At 49.5% G+C, this 22,178-nt stretch carries 11 protein-coding genes; 2 read left to right on the forward strand and 9 right to left on the reverse strand.

Annotated elements, in window-relative coordinates:
* From FC99_RS07760 to yjbM, 9 genes are all read right to left on the reverse strand, one after another.
* Positions 1-9,138: KxYKxGKxW signal peptide domain-containing protein (locus tag FC99_RS07760; protein ID WP_420843326.1), on the reverse strand; the 9,138-nt coding region annotated here is incomplete at its 3' end.
* A 762-nt stretch (positions 9,139-9,900) separates the two neighbouring features.
* Positions 9,901-11,400: a glycosyltransferase gene (locus FC99_RS07765; RefSeq protein ID WP_048735792.1), complete on the reverse strand. Its 1,500-nt coding sequence runs from the start codon at positions 11,398-11,400 to the stop codon at positions 9,901-9,903.
* 140 nt (positions 11,401-11,540) lie between these two features.
* Positions 11,541-12,434: a zinc metalloprotease gene (locus tag FC99_RS07770; RefSeq protein WP_048735791.1), complete on the reverse strand. Its 894-nt coding sequence runs from the start codon at positions 12,432-12,434 to the stop codon at positions 11,541-11,543.
* A 75-nt stretch (positions 12,435-12,509) separates the two neighbouring features.
* The gene (locus FC99_RS07775; protein ID WP_048735790.1) at positions 12,510-14,042 is read right to left on the reverse strand and encodes a glycosyltransferase family 4 protein; all 1,533 of its coding nucleotides are present in this window, start codon (positions 14,040-14,042) and stop codon (positions 12,510-12,512) included.
* 27 nt (positions 14,043-14,069) lie between these two features.
* The gene (asp1, locus tag FC99_RS07780; protein ID WP_048735789.1) at positions 14,070-15,590 is read right to left on the reverse strand and encodes an accessory Sec system glycosyltransferase Asp1; all 1,521 of its coding nucleotides are present in this window, start codon (positions 15,588-15,590) and stop codon (positions 14,070-14,072) included.
* A 596-nt stretch (positions 15,591-16,186) separates the two neighbouring features.
* A complete protein-coding gene (locus FC99_RS07785) occupies positions 16,187-17,074 on the reverse strand; it encodes a zinc metalloprotease (RefSeq protein WP_048735788.1) in 888 nt (295 codons plus the stop codon).
* 318 nt (positions 17,075-17,392) lie between these two features.
* Complete coding sequence (locus tag FC99_RS07790) at positions 17,393-18,304, reverse strand: RluA family pseudouridine synthase (RefSeq protein ID WP_048736407.1); 912 nt, start codon at positions 18,302-18,304, stop codon at positions 17,393-17,395.
* A complete protein-coding gene (locus FC99_RS07795) occupies positions 18,304-19,107 on the reverse strand; it encodes an NAD kinase (protein WP_048735787.1) in 804 nt (267 codons plus the stop codon). The genes FC99_RS07790 and FC99_RS07795 overlap by 1 nt, the downstream gene beginning before the upstream one ends.
* Positions 19,108-19,109: 2 nt before the next feature.
* Positions 19,110-19,766 carry a GTP diphosphokinase gene (gene yjbM, locus FC99_RS07800; protein ID WP_056986518.1) on the reverse strand — a complete coding sequence of 219 codons (657 nt, stop codon included), beginning with the start codon at positions 19,764-19,766 and terminating at the stop codon, positions 19,110-19,112.
* 325 nt (positions 19,767-20,091) lie between these two features.
* On the opposite strand from yjbM, the gene FC99_RS07805 reads away from it, so the two are divergent.
* Both FC99_RS07805 and FC99_RS07810 read left to right on the forward strand, forming a co-directional pair.
* A complete protein-coding gene (locus FC99_RS07805; protein ID WP_048735786.1) occupies positions 20,092-20,742 on the forward strand; it encodes a DsbA family protein in 651 nt (216 codons plus the stop codon).
* Between the two features lie 310 nt (positions 20,743-21,052).
* Positions 21,053-21,913, forward strand: coding sequence for a DegV family protein (locus FC99_RS07810; RefSeq protein WP_048735785.1), 861 nt, complete (start codon positions 21,053-21,055; stop codon positions 21,911-21,913).
* The last annotated feature ends 265 nt before the right edge of the window (positions 21,914-22,178 follow it).

Genomic DNA, 22,178 nt, shown 5'->3' on the forward strand with positions numbered 1-22,178 from the left:
CGAATCGGAGTCACTGTCCGAATCGGAGTCACTGTCTGAGTCGGAGTCACTGTCTGAGTCAGAATCACTATCGGAATCCGAGTCACTATCGGAGTCGGAATCACTGTCGCTGTCTGAGTCTGAGTCACTGTCTGAGTCGGAGTCACTGTCTGAGTCAGAATCACTATCGGAATCCGAGTCACTATCGGAGTCGGAATCACTGTCGCTGTCGGAGTCAGAGTCGCTGTCTGAGTCAGAGTCGCTATCTGAATCAGAATCACTGTCGGAATCCGAGTCGCTATCTGAATCGGAATCACTATCGGAGTCTGAATCGCTGTCGCTGTCCGAATCACTATCAGAGTCTGAATCGCTGTCGGAATCACTGTCCGAATCGGAATCGCTATCGGAATCTGAGTCACTGTCGGAGTCAGAGTCACTGTCGGAATCACTATCAGAGTCGGAATCACTGTCTGAGTCCGAGTCACTATCCGAGTCTGAATCGCTGTCGGAGTCGCTATCCGAATCGGAATCACTGTCAGAGTCTGAATCGCTGTCTGAGTCTGAGTCGCTATCTGAATCCGAGTCACTGTCCGAATCGGAATCACTGTCTGAATCGGAATCGCTGTCTGAGTCCGAGTCACTATCAGAGTCGGAGTCACTGTCTGAGTCGGAGTCACTGTCTGAGTCAGAATCGCTGTCTGAGTCTGAGTCGCTATCTGAATCCGAGTCACTGTCCGAATCGGAGTCACTGTCTGAGTCGGAGTCACTGTCTGAGTCAGAATCACTATCGGAATCCGAGTCACTATCGGAGTCGGAATCACTGTCGCTGTCGGAGTCAGAGTCGCTGTCTGAGTCAGAGTCGCTATCTGAATCAGAATCACTGTCGGAATCGGAATCACTGTCTGAGTCAGAATCACTATCGGAATCCGAGTCACTGTCGCTGTCGGAGTCACTATCTGAATCGGAATCGCTGTCAGAGTCTGAATCGCTGTCGGAATCAGAATCACTATCGGAGTCTGAGTCACTGTCAGAGTCTGAATCACTATCCGAATCTGAGTCGCTGTCGGAATCTGAGTCGCTATCGGAGTCAGAATCACTGTCTGAGTCTGAGTCGCTATCCGAATCGGAGTCACTATCCGAGTCGGAGTCACTGTCTGAATCGGAATCGCTGTCGCTGTCAGAATCACTGTCGGAGTCTGAGTCGCTATCCGAATCGGAGTCACTATCCGAGTCGGAGTCACTGTCTGAATCGGAATCGCTGTCGCTGTCAGAATCACTGTCGGAGTCTGAATCGCTGTCTGAGTCTGAGTCGCTATCTGAATCAGAATCAGAATCACTGTCCGAATCGGAATCGCTGTCGGAGTCTGAATCACTGTCGGAATCAGAATCACTATCGGAGTCTGAATCGCTGTCGGAATCCGAGTCGCTATCTGAATCGGAATCACTATCGGAGTCTGAATCGCTGTCGGAATCCGAGTCGCTATCTGAATCGGAATCACTATCGGAGTCTGAATCGCTGTCGCTGTCCGAATCACTATCAGAGTCTGAATCGCTGTCGGAATCAGAATCACTACCTGAGTCACTGTCAGAGTCTGAATCACTATCTGAATCTGAGTCGCTGTCGGAATCTGAGTCGCTATCGGAATCTGAGTCGCTATCGGAATCTGAGTCAGAATCACTGTCTGAGTCCGAGTCACTGTCGGAGTCAGAATCACTATCGGAATCTGAGTCACTGTCAGAATCTGAGTCACTATCGGAGTCAGAATCGCTGTCGCTATCTGAGTCACTGTCGGAATCAGAATCGCTGTCAGAGTCCGAGTCGCTATCCGAATCCGAATCACTATCGGAGTCAGAATCACTATCTGAGTCACTGTCAGAATCGGAATCACTGTCGCTGTCCGAATCACTGTCGGAATCAGAATCACTATCTGAGTCAGAATCACTATCGGAATCTGAGTCACTGTCGCTGTCAGAGTCACTATCTGAGTCGGAGTCACTATCTGAGTCTGAGTCGCTATCAGAGTCGGAATCGCTGTCCGAATCGGAGTCACTGTCGGAGTCACTATCAGAATCGGAATCACTATCTGAGTCCGAATCACTGTCGGAATCGGAGTCACTGTCGGAGTCTGAGTCGCTGTCACTATCCGAATCGCTATCCGAGTCGGAATCACTGTCGGAATCGGAATCACTGTCAGAGTCTGAATCACTGTCGGAATCCGAGTCACTGTCCGAATCAGAATCACTGTCGCTGTCAGAGTCTGAGTCTGAGTCGCTATCGGAGTCAGAATCGCTGTCGCTGTCTGAATCACTGTCAGAATCGGAATCGCTATCAGAATCTGAGTCACTGTCCGAATCGGAATCACTGTCGCTATCCGAGTCACTATCGGAGTCGGAATCACTGTCAGAATCAGAATCGGAGTCACTGTCGGAGTCGGAATCGCTATCCGAGTCACTGTCGCTGTCCGAATCACTGTCCGAATCTGAATCGCTGTCGGAGTCCGAGTCACTATCGGAATCTGAATCGCTGTCAGAGTCGGAATCACTGTCGGAATCGGAATCACTGTCCGAATCTGAGTCGCTATCCGAGTCTGAGTCGCTATCCGAATCCGAGTCACTATCGGAGTCGGAATCACTGTCAGAGTCAGAATCGCTATCCGAGTCACTGTCGCTGTCCGAATCACTGTCGGAGTCAGAATCACTGTCGGAATCAGAATCACTATCGCTGTCTGAGTCACTATCTGAGTCAGAGTCGCTATCAGAATCACTATCGGAATCCGAGTCACTGTCGCTGTCCGAATCACTGTCGGAGTCAGAGTCACTGTCGGAATCCGAGTCACTGTCGCTGTCCGAATCACTGTCGGAGTCAGAGTCGCTGTCGGAATCGGAATCACTGTCGCTATCCGAGTCACTATCGGAATCAGAATCACTGTCGGAATCAGAATCACTGTCGGAATCGGAATCACTGTCGCTATCCGAGTCACTATCGGAATCGGAGTCACTGTCAGAGTCAGAATCACTATCGGAGTCTGAATCACTGTCGCTGTCAGAGTCGGAATCACTATCGGAATCCGAATCACTGTCGGAATCTGAGTCGCTATCGGAGTCGGAATCACTATCAGAGTCGGAATCGCTATCAGAGTCTGAGTCACTATCCGAATCTGAATCACTGTCAGAATCTGAGTCGCTGTCAGAGTCGGAATCACTATCGGAATCTGAATCGCCATCCGAGTCGGAATCACTATCAGAGTCGGAATCGCTATCAGAGTCTGAATCACTATCGGAGTCAGAGTCACTGTCAGAGTCTGAGTCGCTATCAGAATCCGAATCACTGTCCGAATCTGAGTCACTGTCGGAATCAGAATCACTATCACTGTCGGAGTCGCTATCCGAGTCTGAGTCGCTATCAGAATCCGAATCACTGTCGGAATCTGAGTCGCTGTCCGAGTCTGAATCACTGTCAGAGTCTGAATCACTGTCGGAATCTGAGTCACTGTCGGAATCTGAGTCACTGTCGCTGTCCGAATCACTGTCGGAATCGGAATCGCTGTCGCTATCCGAGTCGGAATCACTGTCAGAGTCGGAATCACTATCTGAGTCAGAGTCACTATCGGAATCGGAATCACTGTCTGAGTCTGAATCGCTATCGGAATCCGAGTCACTGTCAGAATCTGAGTCACTGTCAGAATCTGAGTCGCTATCGGAGTCTGAATCACTATCGGAATCACTATCTGAGTCAGAGTCGCTATCCGAATCCGAATCACTATCGGAGTCTGAATCACTGTCGCTGTCTGAGTCACTATCGGAGTCGGAGTCACTGTCAGAGTCTGAGTCGCTATCCGAATCTGAGTCACTGTCGGAGTCGGAATCACTATCGGAATCTGAGTCACTGTCGGAATCTGAGTCGCTGTCAGAGTCCGAGTCGCTGTCAGAGTCTGAATCACTATCTGAGTCTGAATCACTGTCAGAGTCTGAATCGCTATCCGAGTCAGAGTCACTATCGGAATCTGAGTCACTGTCGCTGTCCGAATCACTATCGGAATCTGAGTCACTGTCGGAATCTGAGTCGCTGTCAGAGTCCGAGTCGCTGTCAGAGTCTGAATCACTATCTGAGTCTGAATCACTGTCAGAGTCTGAATCGCTGTCCGAATCTGAATCGCTGTCCGAATCTGAATCGCTGTCCGAATCTGAGTCACTGTCGCTGTCCGAATCACTGTCGGAGTCAGAATCACTGTCGGAGTCAGAATCACTGTCAGAGTCCGAATCACTGTCGGAATCTGAGTCACTGTCTGAATCGGAATCACTGTCAGAGTCAGAATCACTATCGGAATCTGAGTCACTATCGGAGTCTGAATCGCTGTCGGAGTCACTATCGCTGTCCGAGTCTGAATCGCTATCCGAGTCTGAGTCACTATCGGAGTCTGAATCGCTGTCGGAGTCACTATCGCTGTCAGAGTCTGAATCACTATCAGAGTCGGAGTCGCTATCAGAGTCTGAATCGCTGTCGGAGTCTGAGTCGCTGTCACTATCCGAATCGCTATCGGAGTCAGAGTCACTGTCTGAATCCGAGTCACTATCTGTTTCCTGATGCGCTTCTACTGCCAGACTTGCGTAAGAGTATGCGTCGTCAGCTGCGCTAGAAGCTTTCTCCTTAGCATCTTGCGCTGCGGAAGCGGCTTCTTTGGCCTGATCTGCATAACTTGATGCCGCTGCGTTATCTCCCGCTGCTTCAGCTGAGTCAGCGTTTGACTGCGCTTCTACTGCCGCACTTGCTGCATCCGATGCGGATTGTGCTGCTTCCGTCGCAATAACTGCAGCTTCTGATGCTTGTGCCGCATACGAAGTAGATTCAACATACTTTTCACCTGTATACTGATCAGCTACATTGGCATAGGAGTTTGCGATACTTGCATAAACGCCCGCGTCCGCCGCTGCTGATTCTGCCGCACTTGCTGCGTCTGATGCGGCCACACCCTGTGAACTCAGCACAGTCAGGTAAGCACTACCCAGCGTTACTGAACTACCGCTTCCCGAAATAACCAAGTAGTAGTAGCCTGCGCCACCTAATGTCACATCTTCAATCGTCAGCGTTGATTCAGTTGCACCATCAATGGCTTTCCCAGTCCCAGTAGCGGAATCTGACTTGTACCACTGGTAGCTAACCACATCATCGGCAGTACCGGAATTCGTTTGTGGTGTGAAGTAGACGGTATCACCGGCATTAGCCGTCTGATCCAATAATCCATTGCCAATCGTAATCTCTTTAGAATCGGAATATGATGACCCATCACTATTGGTGATAGTCGCTGTAATAGTAACTTTACCCTTAACATCAGTTGAAACTGGCGTTACCACCCCAGCACCATCGACCGTAGCAAGGCTGGTGTTACTACTCTTCCAGGTCACCGTTCCCGTTGCATTACTTGGGTTAGTCGTTGCCACGTAGGTTCCTGGCGCCGAGTTCAGCAAGTAGTCATCCCCAGCAATCGTAACCCCCGTTGCGGCGACTTCCTTGTCAAAAACGTTGACTTCGGCGACATCACTGTACAGCGTAGCACCAATTATGACACCATAGTCGGAAACCATCTGGAAGCGTAAGTTCCCTTTAAACGTATCATTGGTTTCGACCGTTAACGTACTGGACGTTGACGTTTTTATTCCCAGTCCGTTGTTGCTCTCTGCAGAAGCTGACTTTAAATATCCTTGATCGACAGCACTCTTAACAGTTATCCACGATCCGCCAACCTGGACATACCAGGATACGGAAGTCGTTAAAGCTGGAATGTTGATCAGGCCTAACTTCGTGGTCCCCGTCAGTGTAAACGTACTATTCTGCATGGTCGAAGTCATTGGTGCCGGTTGCTGCGTGTAGCCGTTACTCAGGGCAATTCCCCAAATAACTGATGCATTCCCACTTGGCTTACCTTTGTACTTCGTCGTGTTGTTTGAGTAATCTCCAGCTTCAGCGACTGCATCAGCGGCTGCGGCTGCGGCTGACGTTGCTGCCGTCGCGTAAGAATCTCCACTAGTAGCAGCTGAGTTACTCAATGATACGTAGGAACTGGCAGCAATGAAGTCACCGGCTGCCACAGCTGAAGAGGCTTGGGCCATGTAACTGTTAGCTTCTGAAGCAGCAATGTCTCCAGAAGCAGCAGCGAATTGAGCGGCTTGCGCGTACTCTAAGGCTGCAGCTACGTAGGAAGATCCTAAGCTAGTATTTACTTTATTGGCACTTGCCAATGAGTTTGCCATTGAGGCTGCATCTGCTGCATTAGATACCGCCGTGGCATCCTTAAGCACGATAGCAGCGGCAACAGAAGCAGCATAAGCAGACTGAGCATCAACAATGTTTGCAGTTGCTGCAGCGGCTGCACTACCAGCAACTTCGGCGGCAGAGTTAGCGAAGGTTAAATTGGTATTCGCCGCATCTGCTGCAATCGCAGCATCATCATACGTACTTGCAGCGACGGCGTTACTTGCTGCCTTGCTTGCTGCTAGGGCGTAAGACTTAGCAGTTGTAGCAGCAGAGGTTGCAATGGAGTTTGCCGTTGACGCGCCAGAGTTAAAGTCCCCACCGGCTGCCAAGTAGGCGTTGTTGGCATCTTGCGCGTGCGAGTTCGCCAAGTTGTATGCACTGTTGGCTGCACTGGCCGCATCTAAAGCGGCTTGCGCATAACTACTAGACAAGTAGCTACCAGTATTCTGATCACCGGTTACCCCAGCAGCTTTAAGCAAAGCTTGGTCTACATAACTTTGCGCGGTCGAAGCGGCTGTGCTTGCTAAGAGTCCGTATGAATTAGTATCATTGGCGCTTGCTGTAGCCACCGCAGCATAGGAGCTGGCATTAACGTAATCACCATTTTCTTCCGCTACCGCAGCGTTGCTTTGTGCTGTGCTGGCTGCCGTTGCGGCAGCCTTAGCATCCGTGGCGTAGGAGGCAGCGTGATCATTGCTTTCACGTGCTTGTGACGCATAGTATGATGCCGTTAACAGTTCGTCTTCGTTAAAGGTAACCAACTTATCCATATTCGTAACTGCAGTATTAGCTGCCGTTGCGTTAGAAGCTGCCTTGGCTGCATAGCTAGCGGCTAAACTAGCGGCAGCACTGGCCTGGTCCGTGTACGTCCCTTTAGTATCCGTTACCACAACGGTAATGATATTACTTGCCTGGGCGAAGTCAACGCTAGAGAAAGGCACTAACGGAATTGACTTCTTACCGGTTGCCACCATTTGGTAGTAATAAGTACCCCCAGCTGCTGGTGTAACAGTGTTGTTTGTTGGTTTTGCGTTGCTAGAAGTCGTTGGGTCGTTTAAAGCCGACCAATTTTTACCATCGGTCGAAACATACCAGGTGTAGGTTACATTGCCACTAAGACTGTACGAACCAGTAATACCCAAGTTCGTGGTCAGCGTAATTGAGTCTCCTAAATTGGCCAGAACCTTATCAGCGGCTAACGTTGCTGTGACGTTACCTTCATTATCCTTGTTTGGCGTGTCAACGTTGGTATCAAATTGCGCGGCCAAACTAGCTGCTGTGACAGCCTCGGCAGCGGCGCTACTAGCAACCGCTGCGGCGGAATCAGCCGTTAAAGCAAGGTTATGGGCTTCTTTAGTTGTTTCGGCTGTGACGGCATTGACTGCTGCCGTGCTAGCCGTTGCGGCAGCTTCGGCAGCGACCGTAGCGTAGCTAGAAGCATCAGCAGCATATTGCGCTGATTGATCACCGTTGTAGCCACTTGCAGCGGCTGCCGCACTGGCCGCAACACTGGCTGCGCTGCTGGCTTTGTTGGCACTGCTATTTGCTTCACTGACGGCATCCGTGATGGATAAGTCGACAGCTTGTTTGGCAGCGGCTACCGCTTGGTCACGGAAATCACTTGCTGCTTGGTTCGCTGTAACTGCATCTACAGTAGCTATCTGAATCGCTGAGGCTAAAGCGGTGCTGGCAGCATCATAGTCACCAGAAGTGGCAGCGCTACTTGCATTTTCGTAAAGTTGATCTGCTTGGCTAGCCAAGTTAAGGGCCTCTGCAGCAGCTGAACTAGCTGAGGAGAACGCTGAATTGGCTGCCGTGGCCGCTGCTAATGCTGCTGAGTTGTCCTTGGCATACTGTGTTGCCAAGTATGCGCTGCTAGCTGCTGAAGAAGCTTCTTCAACGGCGGCGGCAGCTGAGTTGGCCAACTTATGTGCATCCTTAGCGTAGGAACTTACAATGTCCTTAGCACCTTGAGCAGCGGCGATTCGTGCTGCATCGGCGGCACTAGATGTGACGTCGGCATAGGACTTAGCATCTTCGGCATAGGAACTAGCCATTGAAGTTGCTGCGGCGTAGGATTGTGCCATCCCCGGGGCATCACTAGAAACGTCGGTTGCTGCTAGGTACATGTTGGCTAAGCTATTGTAATGTTTCGCGTAGTCGAAAGCTTGTAAGGTGTCTTTGTATGCACTATTAGCGGCACTCGTTGCTGACTGCGTATCCGTTGTTGGTACCAACGTTGCGTAGCTGGAAGCGGCACTGGCTGCTGCTGAAGCGGCATCTGCTGCGGACGACGCTGCATTGGCTGCACTGCTATCGGCAGTCGACGTGACATCATCGTTCGTTGCAGCGACTTTCTTAGTGGTGGCTGTCTTGGTCACGGCCTTGGTCACGTTCGTGGTCAAGGTCACATCGGTGCTAGCACTCGCCGCAATTCTTTCTGCAGCTAGACTAGCGGCCGTTGCCGCATCGTTAGTTGCTTCGGCACTCGTAACTTCAGCACTGGTTGCCTCTGCACTTGTTACCGCCGCACTAGTTGTGCCACTTGAGGATTCAGCAGTTTCCGATGAAGCGCTTTCACCTGAAGCCGCACTAACACCGGCTTCAGGGCTCGTCTCCGTGGTTGATTCTGCTTCTGCCGTAACAGTTGATGTTGCATTACTTTCGGTAGCCGCACTAGATGCTGCCGAGCTTGATTTTAACGTGACTGTATTCGATGAATTAGTAGCTGAGGCGATCGTGGTACTAGAGGAACTATCAGCCTGGCTAGTAGTATCTGCTTTGGCTGTTAGGTTCCCGGCACCTAATAACGAAAAGGATGCAATAGCAGTGAAGACCCAGGTCTTCCCTGCCTTGAACATCTTATAACGTAATTTAGGATCGCCATTAAAAGCTTTATTCCGCATAAATTTCACTTTTAATGTCCTCCTTATTGAATGACTGACTAAAATGCACTGTACTCCCCCGACTGTTAGTCTAAAAAGTTCTAGACCAAAGCCTAAGCGGTCTATACACGTTGTAATAGTAAAACGTGAGTAGTGTAAAACAATATCATTTCGACTACGAGTTTATCACAATTTCCATATATAGACTATTCATATCTCCCAATATAAATTGGTATAGGTGGTATTTGATATAAACAAATTTCTAAATTAAAGAATTCACATCTTTAACAATTTTAAGTTACTAACATTTTATCAGTTGATAATGCTTAAAAATCCGCTATTTCAGTAGTGTCTAGGGCCGCTATTATTAACAGTGATTGATTTATTTTTACCTTTAAAAATTCTTTAAAATTATTTTTTAATTAGAAAATCTGTCCACTATTTACAAACTGGTGGATAGTTATTTGGCCATATTTTTTGGATTATTGCAACTAATATCTCCCCTTATTTTTATAAAATTCGTTAGTAAATTTTATTTTCTACCCCACTTTAGGTAATGTGTAACCTAGATGTATTTAGTTATTTTAACGAATTTTACCTTCACCTAAATTAACAATCACGGCTAAACTTCACTGTTCATGCGGCTCACTATTAAGTCATGGGCGACACCACAATCTCTGCAAAACACCAAACCAGCAGTCTAATGGTTATTAGAATTGTCAAAAAAAAGAACCCATCGCACCCTCAACAGGTGTAACGGGTTCTTTAGGTCGCTAGGTTAACTCAATCAGCCAACACATCGCGAATCAAATCTTGCCATTTTCTTGTGACGGCCGTTGCCGAGAACTTTTCTGCCGTCGCTAAACTTTCGCGACGGAATTTCTCTTGTAATTCTGGTTGACGCAAATAATCACGAATCTTTTCGTACAATTCATCCTGATCATTGGCGGTCACCAAAAAACCATTTTCGCCATCCTGAATCAATTCACTTGGTCCATAGCGCACGTCATAGCTAATGACAGGCACACCGAAGTTCTGCGCCTCCAACGTTGCCAATGAGAAACCCTCTTCGCGGCTCGTCAGTAGAGCTAAGGACGCCATCTGATATTCTTCCGTCAGATCCGGATAAAAGCCGCGTAAAAAGACATTCTTTTCCAAGTGATGTTCCTCAATGAAGTCTCGTAAGGCCTTCTCTTGACTGCCATAGCCGAACAGGTGGAGCTGGACATCTGGGAATTCTCCCACTAGCTTAGAAACGGCCACAGCCTGATGCATGACCTGTTTCTCTGGTGAATAGCGGGCAACCCCAATGATTCGGTTCGGTTGCCGCTTTTCCGGCACTAGTACTTGTGGCTGCGTGAAGCCAACCGGAATCGCCACGACCGGTAGATCTGGAAAGCGTTTCAGAAGATCTCGCTTCTGATACTCGGTCGAGCAGATAAACCGGTCAAAATCCGCGATATGTTCGAGCATAAAGCGGTAATGGCTCTTGATGCGTGACCCCATGACGTCCGTTTGGCTCTGTGCATGGGTACTATGAAAGACAACGCAGACCTTAACGGCATCATTTGTCTTGCTGAGGGTCTCGGCTAACTTCAGATTCCGATCGCTGATGTAGACATCCCCATCCTGATAGAGCGTATTAAAGAAGAATGTCTGTAGCTCCGCTTGCGTATTGAAAAAGTAGTCACGCCCGTCACGACCATGAACGATGATCTGGCGCAACGTGGACTCTAACTTTTGATCAGAATCATATAACTCTTCTAAGCAGGCTTGTCCCTGGCGATTCAGATAGACTTTCGCCTGAACCTTCTGCATCGCCGCTAAATAGATAACCTGACTGCGAAATCCCCGCCAGTCAAATAGTTCCCGCTTAATCTTTAAGTGCCGCTGATCAAAGTAGTTTAGGTACTCGATCGACTGATACGCTTGGTCATAAAATCGCGCATACATCAAAAACTGACCGTCTGCCGCAAATACGCGGACATCCTGGGTCTTCGGAATGTACTTCAGAGTAAACCCGCAAGTCTGTTCCCAATACGTGATCCAGTCAAACGTTGTGACCGTTTCATCATCCATCACGCCCTGAAAGTAATCGTACATTGAAAAACAGCGACCGACCACGTCAAAACGCCGAGCGTTCTCATGCAGCCGTGAATTAAACCCCATCGTTACAATTTTTGCGGCCATCCCCCCCGCTTTGAACAACGCCAAGCGGTTCAACTGTGCCTTTTCAATTCCCGTTAAGTTCATTCCCAAATTTTGATTGACAAAATAATTCACATTCGTCACCCCATCTATAATTACGTCTACACCATTACTCTTCAGACTCCTGTTGCTCAGCTTAAAGGCAGCCGGGCCGTCCAGGTCACCTAACTCCTCGCAAAGGCCAAAGGAACGCTAGGTGACCCCCACCGAACCCTTCAGTTTGGCCTCGTCGTTGTGACCTGACCGTTATCATACAAAACGACCCGGTTCATCTTCTGTAGTACCCCGCTCGCTAACCGGCGAGGCCGTTGCCAACTCAACCCTGCCAGGGCCAAGGTCGCGGCATCCATCGCCGTACTCTTGACTCCCAGCGCATTTTCCGGCGGGGACCCCACCCGGCCGACGGACCAGACCGCCATGAGTTCCACGGTCTGTACGCCCGCCTTTGCCGCATTATTTCCCAGGGGACCGCCACCTAAATGAGGGATTCCTAGCGCGTGGCCGACCTCATGGATCAGCGCCGCTTCTTTCCAATTCAATTGATTTCGCCGTGACAAATTCTGGATGTGCCAGTTAGCCGGATAGAATAAGATTCCCCGGCCATTGTATGTCTGACCACCAAGTACCGACCGCGAACTCTTACCGTCATGGATGATCTCGTCACTCTGTTCCGGGCGAGCAACGACTTCAACAACGGTCGTTCCAGCCACTTGATTCCAAAACTTAGCGGCGGCCCGCACCATCGGAGTCGTCATGAAATGAGACTCATTGTACAACTGCAGAACGCCATCGCCCCCAACAATATTCGCCAAATTTCGACCGTCAAGCTGATAAACGTGCTGCGTCGCCACGGTATCCAAGCTGGTGTTGCCCCGGTACTGGTTACTATGGGTGATTGCTGTTAAGGCCCGCAACTGTTTTTGCGAATAGATGTGCCGGTCGATTCGACCACCCGGCGGACTATAGGTCGCCGTCCGCTGATAGTCCTGTTTCGCCGATTGGTTCACGGCTGGCTGTGGGTTCTCGCGGACATTTAATTGCGTCATCCCCAGCACAACTAGGACCAGCGTCGCAGCCGTCAAGCCGACCTGAAGCACCCGTTTCCACATCTCTCGTCACACCTCTTTACCCAAAAGCCGCCAACAACCCTAAGTAAGGTCTTGGCGGCGATCCGCATTAGCCACTTAAACGGCGGCCTTTTCGTGTGTTAAGCTGTCAAAATAATCCAGTAACTGTTGCCACTTCTCAAAAACGGCATCCTCCGAGTAGCGCTTGGCATTTTCATACGCCGCCGCACTGTAGGCCTTCAGAAGCTTCTGGTCCCCCAGCAGCTTGATCAAGGCGTCCGCCAATTGCTGTGGCTGCCCGTCTTCCGTCAAGATTCCGGTAACCCCATCTTGGATGATATCGCTAGGACCGTACTTCACATCATTTGCCACCATCGGGACCCCGTGAGACTGAGCTTCGAGTAATGTTAGTGAAAAGCCTTCAGCTCGACTCGGTAAGACGCCGATCTGTGCGCGGTCATAGACCGCATCGATATCGCTGGTGTATCCCTTAAAGGCGACGACGTCCTTTAGACCGGCATCCGCCACTTGCTGTTTAAATTGCTTTTCAATATCGCCGTTTGCGTACCCCCATAACTCCAATCGAGCATCTGGGAACTTTTTGTGGACCTGAGCAAACGCCTCGATTGAATGGTTCTGCTGCTTTTCGGGTGCCAACCGCGCCACGTGGACGATGAGGTCCTTTTGTCGGGCCGCAAAGTCTTGGTGAGGCGCAGCAATTTCTTCGTCCGAAACATAGCCAACTGGAATCGTAAAGGCTGGAATGTCGCTGCCAAAGCGGTTCACCACGTCTTCTGACTGCTCTGGCGTGGCCGAAATGACCGCATCCCACTTCGCCCAGTTATTCAACGCGTTCGTGTAATTGTTGTTCAGTGGAGAATGCAGCATGTCACTCGGGTCACTCACATGGTCATTGTGGAGGTGCAGGACCTTAAAGGCTGGCGTCTGCATGTGGAATAAGCCCCAATCGCATTCAACGGTCCGGTCACAAATGAAGACGTTATGCTGGTCTAACCCATTCAACTCATCGTAGAAGAAGCGCGTCAATTCATTCATGCCGCCAAAGACCCAACTACTGTTGCGGTAATTCAGGACACGCCATGACAGACACTCTTTGCCCCCACGGTTGAGGTAATGATTCTTTTCCAGGTGCACAAGGCCATCGGGACCGTAGTACTGCTCCTGAGAGATCTTGCCTTCGAGGTCAAAGAACTGTTCAAGACACTTGAAACCACGGACATCCCACCAGACCATTGACACGGTCCGGCCGTTGACGTCGAAGTATTGAACGTTACTGATTTCCGTCGACTGCTTGCGGAAGTAAATGATCATCAACATCTTTCCCTGCGCAAAGACCTGTAACTGGTCGTCTTTACGGGTCGTGGTCGTATTGGCCGGCAAGGAGAAGTCATTCATCGTGAACGACTGACTTGCCGCTTGGGTACTCCCACAGAAGAATTCAAAGAGATTTACAAAATTTTCACGCTGAATCCCGGATTGCCGCAAGATGTTGGTCAAATCCATGGAAAAAATGCGCGTCACAATTTTCGCTGGCACGTGGTGTTGCTTGAACAAGTGTAGGCGGTTGATTTCCGCATGTTCAATTCCTGATTTTGAATACTGCATGTTATCGTTCAAAAAGTAATACATCTACTCGGACCTCCCTTAGCAATCCCATTAGTCGTTTTTCAATTCCTTTTGCCACCGGTTCCACACTTTCCGGCGGGTCCACTGGTCATGGGCCTTGACGTACGCCGCGTGGCTGAACGCCGCTAACTTTTGTTCATCCAACAACAGATCAGCAATTTTATCTGCCATGGCTAAGGCTTGACCGGGTGCGATTAAATAACCATCCTTGCCATCCTCAATGTAGTCAGCTGGACCGTAATTGAACCGATAGCTGACCGCTGGAATCCCATGGATCATGGCTTCCAACATTGCTAACGGCCCACCATCGGCTAGTGACATATTGGTCATGACCTGATAGTGGTCGTACTGTGCGGCTAGATTGGGCACGTAATCCTCAAACGTCACACTCGCCGTGAGCTTCAGTTCTTGCGTTAATTTCTGCATATCCTCAACGTACTTGGCACTGCCATAGCCAAACAAGGTAAAGGTGGCGTCTGGGACCCGGTCCTTGACCAGCGCGAACATTCGTAGTTGCTGTTCGATCTGTTTGTCCTTAGCAATTCGGCCAACGTAGATGACGCTGTGCGGCAATCGCTCACTAGGCGCCACTTCCACTACTTCTTCCTTTGAAGTGGGTAACGTGGTGACCGCTGGAATTGAGAAGACCGGCGCCTTAGGAAAACGGGTGCTCAGGTTAGCAGCCTGTTGTGGGGTCCCCGTGATGAAGCCATCGAAATGACTGAAGTGCTCAAACGCTGGCGCCAAGAAACCGTCCAGATCTGCATGGATCGGGTCATTCGGGCTAACGGCATGGTTGATTGGGACATAGATATATTTACGTGAATTATCATTCAATGCCAGTAACGGCTTGACGCCGGTGCCGGGACGGTCAACGATAAAGGTCGTCCGTTCCGAGTCCTGTTTGCTCAACTCATTTAAGAAGAAGGCAAACAGATCGTCCGTATTCTGGAAGAAGCGGTCGCCCTCACCCTGATAGTCCTTTAGGATCATCCGTGACGTCAACGGCTTACCCTCGGTGTCCTGGGTAAAGTACTCCTCAATCGCCGTTTGACCATCGGCGCGATAGTAGCGCTGTGAGATCAATTGGCCATTTTGCCCGAAGTACTGGGTCGCCGACCGGAACCCGCGCCAGTCCCACAGGTCGGTGCCGACGCGGTTCCCGAGTTGGTCGAAGAATTCGTGATAGAAGACGCGGCCAATGGTACCGGGAATAAAACCAACGTTGGCGATCAACCGGTCACCATCGAAGACGCTACTAAAGTTAGCGCCCACATTGACTTCATACTCAATCGGTAAATTTAATTTATCCGTGGTAACGAACTTTGGTGCCCCCGTATCAGTAAGCCCCTGAAAGTAATCGAACATGTTCATCACTTGATCATCAGTGATGCCGAACTTACCAATCGTCTGATGCAAAAGCCGATCATAAATCTTCGTCACGATTTTTGCGGGTGTTTTATAGTGGTTAAACAATCTCACCCGATTCATTGCCGTATGCTCAACACTCGAATTCTTTTGTAAGAGGTACTCATTAATAAAATAATACACGGTGCCACACTCCCATCCTCATCGTGAAGGGTCTTCACCCATCGTCTAGCCAACAGGGCTCCCCCATCAACAAAGTTTAAACTAATCTAAGTATACCTAATTAGTTTTATTAATAAAACTAATTGCTATCATCAATGGTTATTTTTTTACATCATCCAGCAGTGCAACTAAATTAGTTGATTTAACCAATCGCTTTCAAGACGGTTAAGCGCTGCCATTAGCGCATAATCAAGGATACAACAGTTTATAGACTGTGTAAATGCCCGTGCGCCAATTCGTCGATTCCAAGTGAGCCGCGCTGATAGCCAAAACTTATAGTTAAGTCACTTAGCTTACAAATTAGGCAAAGTGTAACGTCGCCTAATTCACTTAAATTGATCGTTCTACTGCTGGCTTTGACGGTTGATCCCCCTGTTCCGTTAAAAATGGGCCCGGGACAAAAGTCCCAGGCCCACTTGCGCTCTGAACATATATGGTCGAAACGGGCGACAAAAGGCAGCCAACTCCGCTTAACCCCGCTAGACAAACAATCCAAAACCGGGATTCTTCGTCTAGCAACGTTAATGCTCATTGACCAACTGTCTTCTGTCTCACTCCTACGATTTAGGAATCGTTGACACAATTTTACCGTTATTGTAATTAACGGTGGCCTTGGGCGTTGTGAACACCCAATTTGCCAGCTTTTGCGGCCGCAACCATGCGATACCGGCAATGGTCAACGCAGCGGCGTCCACCGGCGTGCTCGTGATGCCACGCTGATTTTCCAGCGGCGCGTTGACCAGTTCGACACCCCAGTTACCCATGAAATCCGCAGACTTCCTATTGGCGGCACGGTCATTGTTGCCGGTTGCACCACCACCCAGACTAGGAATGCCCAGCGCATGGCCCACCTCCCGCAGCAGAATGGCTTCTTTCCAATTATTCTTGCCACGAGCCGTTAGTCCAGTCACCGCCCAATTTTGCGGATAAAAGAGGATTCCCATATTATCGTAGGTTTGGCCCCCAATGCCATACTTACTCTTCTCCTGACTGTCGTGAATGACTTCATCACTGGCTTTAGCCGTCTTCACGACCGCGACGATCTTTGTTCCGGCCAAGGTGTTCCAGTATTCAGCGGCGTCTCTAACCATCTTATCCGACATGAAAGACGACTCGTTATAGAGCTGAAGAACGCCATCGCGCCCCATAAAGTTATTGATTGTCCGACCTGCCACTTTATAAGAATAGCTAGTAGCCACCTTATCCAGACTGGTATTCCCGGAATACTTTGTGCCATGGGTAATCGTCGTTAACTGTTTAAGCTTAGCCTGTGAGTACGTTTTCTGGTTGACTAACCCGTCATTGGTGCTCGTCCCCTTAGACCGTTGATAGTAGTTATGATTACCAAATATCGAAATGTTCACTTTAGTCATGCCTTTGACCACAAAGAAAACCACGACTACCAGCACAACCAGGTATAGAATTCGTCGAAGTATCTTGAACATGTTGATTCCCCCAAACTTTTGGTGGCACGTCTCTCCCCCGCACATTTTGCTGTTGCCACATGACAGTTAAACGTCGCCAACGATTATATTTTTTATCCATTTTAGCACAAATTTACAATATGTATCATTCAATTACCTTGGTAACTAAACATTAGTCTAAGGAAATACGTCGCATCTGCCGGTCCCCTATGCCAGACTGTTCTTCTGCAAACTGGATATTACTAATGCCGGTTACAAGCGATACTGAGCGATACCGTCTTATATAGCGACTCGCTGCTAACCAAAAGAAGGCGCAAAAAAAGCCGCACTAGACTCTAGCTACGGCTTCTCTCCTTGAAAGATTTCATGTTCAATCACCAACGCCATGTCTGCCGGCATCGGTGCATAACAGGTGATCCATTGTCCCAAAAATGGCTGGTAGAAACGAACCCGTGCGCAATGTAACGCCTGCCGCTTGATCCACGGATTAGTCTGCGTCCCGTACAGCCAGTCCCCTAGCAGTGGGTGGCCGATCGACTGGCAGTGTACGCGGATCTGATGGGTCCGTCCGGTATGTAGCTTAACGGCTAACAGGCTGGCCGACGCAGACTGGGCACAAACCCACAGTTCCGTTTTAGCCTGCCGTCCATCCGCTCGGACAGCGCGCTTAATGAACGACCCATCTGCTCGACCAATCGGCGCTTGAATCACCTGATGGTGCGGCGTCACCCGACCGCTCGCCAACGCCACGTACCGTTTATCCAGTTCACCATTTTTCAATTGCTTATCCAAAATGGAATGCGCAAAGTGGTGTTTCGCAAACAATACCGCCCCACTCGTTTCACGATCCAACCGCGTCACGATATGGGTCACGTTACTCGGTGCCTGAATGGCCGTGAGGTGACCCTTGACTCGATTGGCTAACGTGTCATCAGGATACAGATGTGACGGCACAGAGGCCATCCCCGCCGGTTTATTGACTACGAGGAAGTGCTCATCTTCATAGAGAATATCCAAGGGGCGCATGGAGGTCGCTACGTGATCGTTCGTTGGCTCCGGTGGGAGTTGTAACCCAACGTGTTGACCAGGCTGCGCCATCGCGACCACCCGGACTTCTTCGCCGTCCAGGGTGACCACGCCGCCGTGAAATTTGACTTGCTTTAAAAAGGTTCGCGTCACCCCATGCGCCATTAAAACGGTCCGCACGTGGACTGGACTCTCGCCGCCCACGATCCATTCGAACGTTGTCATCATGGCTGTTCACGACCAATGAAGGACGCCTCGACCCGCTGCCAGAAATGAGTATGCCGATACTCGGCAAACGCGATTCGTTGGCGCGCAATTCGATAAGAAATGGCCTTGATCGGTCGCCCCTCGATGCTGAGTTGATCGCACATCAAAACATTGTCCGCGGCGTTGGCGGGCTCGATACGAATCCACTCGTCAGCTGGGATAATCAATGGTGAGCCTAGCGTTCTAAAGACCAGGTTATTGATCGACGCAATTTCCGCCATTTGCACGGCATTAAATTGTGGGTTCAAGACGGCGCCCCCAACGGACTTGTTATAGGCCGTCGAGCCCGTCGGCGTTGAGATACACAGACCATCCCCCCGAAAGCTCTCGAAGAACTCGCCCTTGATGTAAACATCGGCAACCATCGTTCCGGAAACCTTCTTGATGGTCGACTCGTTCAGTGCAAGGGCCTGGTCAGGATGGGTCCCGTCCGCGTACTCCACCTGAATCGTCAATAGCGGATAGCTAACACTTTGCCCGTTATCATTGACTAGGCTCTTAATCAGCTCTTGAACCTCGTAATCGCGCCAATCCGTATAGAACCCTAAGTGCCCCGTATGGATCCCCACGAAACGAATCTTATCCAGCCGGTCATTGTAATGGTGAAAGGCGGATAGCAACGTGCCATCTCCCCCGACCGTGACTACGATATCCGGGTCCAGACTATCGAGTGTGACGTGAGCCGCGGTGAGCCCGTCCTTTAAAGCGGTCGCCACCTTCTGGGAGGAAGGACCGTTATTGCTAAAAATGGAAACTTTCATACTCAATCTTCCTTATGCTGAGAAGGTGTTGCCCCGTCATCATCCCGCGGGGGGGTGATGTAGTGCTGGGCTTCCTGAATCTCTTCTCGAATTTCGGACATTTCCGTGTCCAGCTTAAATGCGGCCTCCGCAGCCCGTTGCAGTCGTGCACTCAATTCGGCGGGGAAGTCACCTTGATACTTATAATTTAATGAATGCTCGATGGTGGCCCAGAAGTTCATGGCCAACGTCCGCACTTGAATTTCAGCTAATATTTTTTTCTCGCCGGTCACCAATTGAACTGGGTACTCGACAACAATATGGTAAGAACGGTAGCCACTGGGCTTTTCGTTGTGAATGTAATCCCGTTCCTCCAGAATGGTTAAATCGGTCCGCTGCCGCAAGAGATCAACGACCTGGTAAATATCCTCGACAAATTGGCACATGATTCGTAGACCCGCAATGTCTTGCATATCCTGTTCCAGTCGCTCCTCGGCAACGTGCCGGCGTGACATCTTTTCTTTAATGCTGGGGACCGGCTTGACGCGCCCGGTGACAAACTCTATTGGCGGACGCTCGTTGCGGTTCTCGAACTGCTTTCTGATACCGCGAAGCTTAACTTTTAGCTCGCTCACGGCCTGTTGATAGGGCAATAAAAATTGATCCCAATTCGTTATCATGACGACTATCCCCCAACCTTAATTACACGTCTTATCTTTCGATTCTACCATAATTTAGTCCCAACTGAGAGTAATTACTCCTCGAATTCGTTAAGAATTTCACTAACTGGCCAATCTGGGTGACCCGTGACTTTTACGAGGCGTTTAACTTTACCTCGCCAAGAAAATGTTGCATGATTAGGTTGCGTTTTAAACGAACGGTCTTCACCTCAAACAAACGTTCTGATTGCTATTTTTTGAAATTTTGCTAATGTAGTGGTATTGTTACTTTTTGTTTGGCGACCCTTGCTGATTGCCAATTCGAACGAGTATAGGAGGAAGCAATGTGTTAGAAGTCTATTTGTTCGTCAACCCATTAGGCGCTCGCTGTATGCGTTCCGAGCGTAATATTATGAAGTTGGCCGATCATCTCAATAGCAAGGTGTCGTTTCAATTTGTTCCGTTGTTGAATCAGCAGATCATTGAACAGGCCTTGCCCGTGCACCCCACTTTGGCTGAACGAAACGCCTTTTTTAACGTTTACTATCAAGCCATTCTCGCCTATAAGGCAGCCCTCTTTCAGGGCAAACGCAAGGGGCGCGATTTCCTCTTAAATATGCAAATGGCCGTGGTTAACGACCACCAAAAATTTTCTAATGACTTGGTTTTGCACCTCGCTAAAAAATGTCATCTCGACTTGGATATGTTCACGGAAGACTGCCAATCTGATTTGGCGAAACAAGCTTTCCAAACGGATCAAAAGTTAGCGGCCGAAATGAAGATCGAGCAGTCCTCATCTGCAGTTATCTTCAATTGTGATGTCTCGCAGTGTGGCCTCCTGCTGAACGATGTGACTTATGAGTCCCTCTGCGATGTTTGTGAGAGTCAAGGCGTGGCGACTAAGGAAACGTTAATGGCCGAACCAACTTACACGTCTAACCGCCAAGCAGCTTCATCAGGCGGCGGGAACTATCATCCCAATCTTCACGTTCTATAATGCCTGCTGAATCGTTTTACGTAATTACTAATTGAACTATTCGTAAAAGGCCTGGGAAATCCCAGGCCTTTTGTGTCTCTAAGTTTGTATGACCGAAACATGTGTCTCAAGGTAGCTGACTTCACTTAACCCCAATGATCCAACCATTTGCGTACGGAATCGCCTGGTTATCGGCCTTAATGCTCATCAGTCGACTGCCTTTTGCCGCACACTCTTTTTTGCCCATTAATTTGTTGATTTCCCTAATATCAAATAGACTGGCAATATGGTATGATTGACCCAACTATTTTTGAGAGCAAGGGGATAAATTATGCCAACTGCCATCGTTACGGACACTGCTTCTTACCTGACACCCACTCAGGTTGCACAATACCACATCGTCGTTTTACCAATCACGGTCATTCTGGGCGACCATCAGTATCCGGAATCCGAGTTGAGTCTGCAGACCTTCTACGACTACCTGAATACAGATAACGAGCTCCCCACGACAGCACAAGTCTCCTTAGGCCAGATTGAGGAAGCCTATGATCGGCTAGCTGCACAGGGATTTGACGAGATCATCTCAATCCACCTGTCCAGTGGCATCACCTCATTCATGAGTAATCTCAAGATGTTCTGTAAGACCTACACCAAGGCGCACATCTATCCCGTAGATTCGCTGGTCGCCAGCGCCGGTGAGGCTAACCTCTGCTTACTCGCCGGTCAAATGGTTGCCAATGGTGATAAGGCCGCCGATATCGTTCCCGAACTGGAAGCTCTGCGGAGTACCATGCAGGTCTACTTTGCTGTAGACAATCTGAGTCACCTCGCCAGAACCGGTCGTCTCAGCAATCGCTCCGCCATCATCGGGAACCTACTTAACATCAAACCCCTCCTAACGTTTAACGACGTCGGTCAAATTATTGCCATTGGTAAGGAACGCACCATGAAGAAGGCCTTCCATTATATGACTGATCGTCTAGAGGAATCGTTAAAAACGGTTGGCTACTCGTTACACGCCACCGTAATCAACGCGAACAATGCCGAACTGGCCGATGCCTGGGCTGCCGAACTCACGGAACAGTATCCGGAGGTTCGCATCTCTCAAAGCCAACTCGGCCCCGCCATCAGTGTTCACACGGGCGAAAAGACCATGGGGTTACTGTGGCAACGTGATTGGCAATCCTTCTAAAACAAAAGACATTACGACAAATGACCACGTTACCTCTCTGGATAACGTGGTCATTTTTGTTTTACGGTTTAATTTGGCCGCACTGCGGCTGCCAGGGATTCCGCCTGCTGTGGGGACGCTTCAGACTGGAAGAACACCAGTCTTCTCGCTCGATTTGAAGCCACGCCAAGACCACGTGTCTTCAAATTCGCCCATGGTGTAGGCTAGCAAGAATGAAGTGCAAGTAAAATGTTAGACACTTTTCTGACCTATGCAACTAGCATCT

It is taken from the genome of Levilactobacillus koreensis JCM 16448 (genome assembly GCF_001435525.1).
Lineage (GTDB): Bacteria > Bacillota > Bacilli > Lactobacillales > Lactobacillaceae > Levilactobacillus > Levilactobacillus koreensis.

What these genes read in the sequence shown, in the direction of transcription:
- FC99_RS07770 (WP_048735791.1), bottom strand. Translation starts at nt 12,434, where the DNA reads ATGTGGAAACGGGTGCTTCAGGTCGGCTTGACGGCTGCGACGCTGGTC.
- FC99_RS07775 (WP_048735790.1), bottom strand. Translation starts at nt 14,042, where the DNA reads ATGTATTACTTTTTGAACGATAACATGCAGTATTCAAAATCAGGAATT.
- FC99_RS07785 (WP_048735788.1), bottom strand. Translation starts at nt 17,074, where the DNA reads ATGTTCAAGATACTTCGACGAATTCTATACCTGGTTGTGCTGGTAGTC.
- FC99_RS07790 (WP_048736407.1), bottom strand. Translation starts at nt 18,304, where the DNA reads ATGACAACGTTCGAATGGATCGTGGGCGGCGAGAGTCCAGTCCACGTG.
- FC99_RS07795 (WP_048735787.1), bottom strand. Translation starts at nt 19,107, where the DNA reads ATGAAAGTTTCCATTTTTAGCAATAACGGTCCTTCCTCCCAGAAGGTG.
- yjbM (WP_056986518.1), bottom strand. Translation starts at nt 19,766, where the DNA reads ATGATAACGAATTGGGATCAATTTTTATTGCCCTATCAACAGGCCGTG.
- FC99_RS07810 (WP_048735785.1), top strand. Translation starts at nt 21,053, where the DNA reads ATGCCAACTGCCATCGTTACGGACACTGCTTCTTACCTGACACCCACT.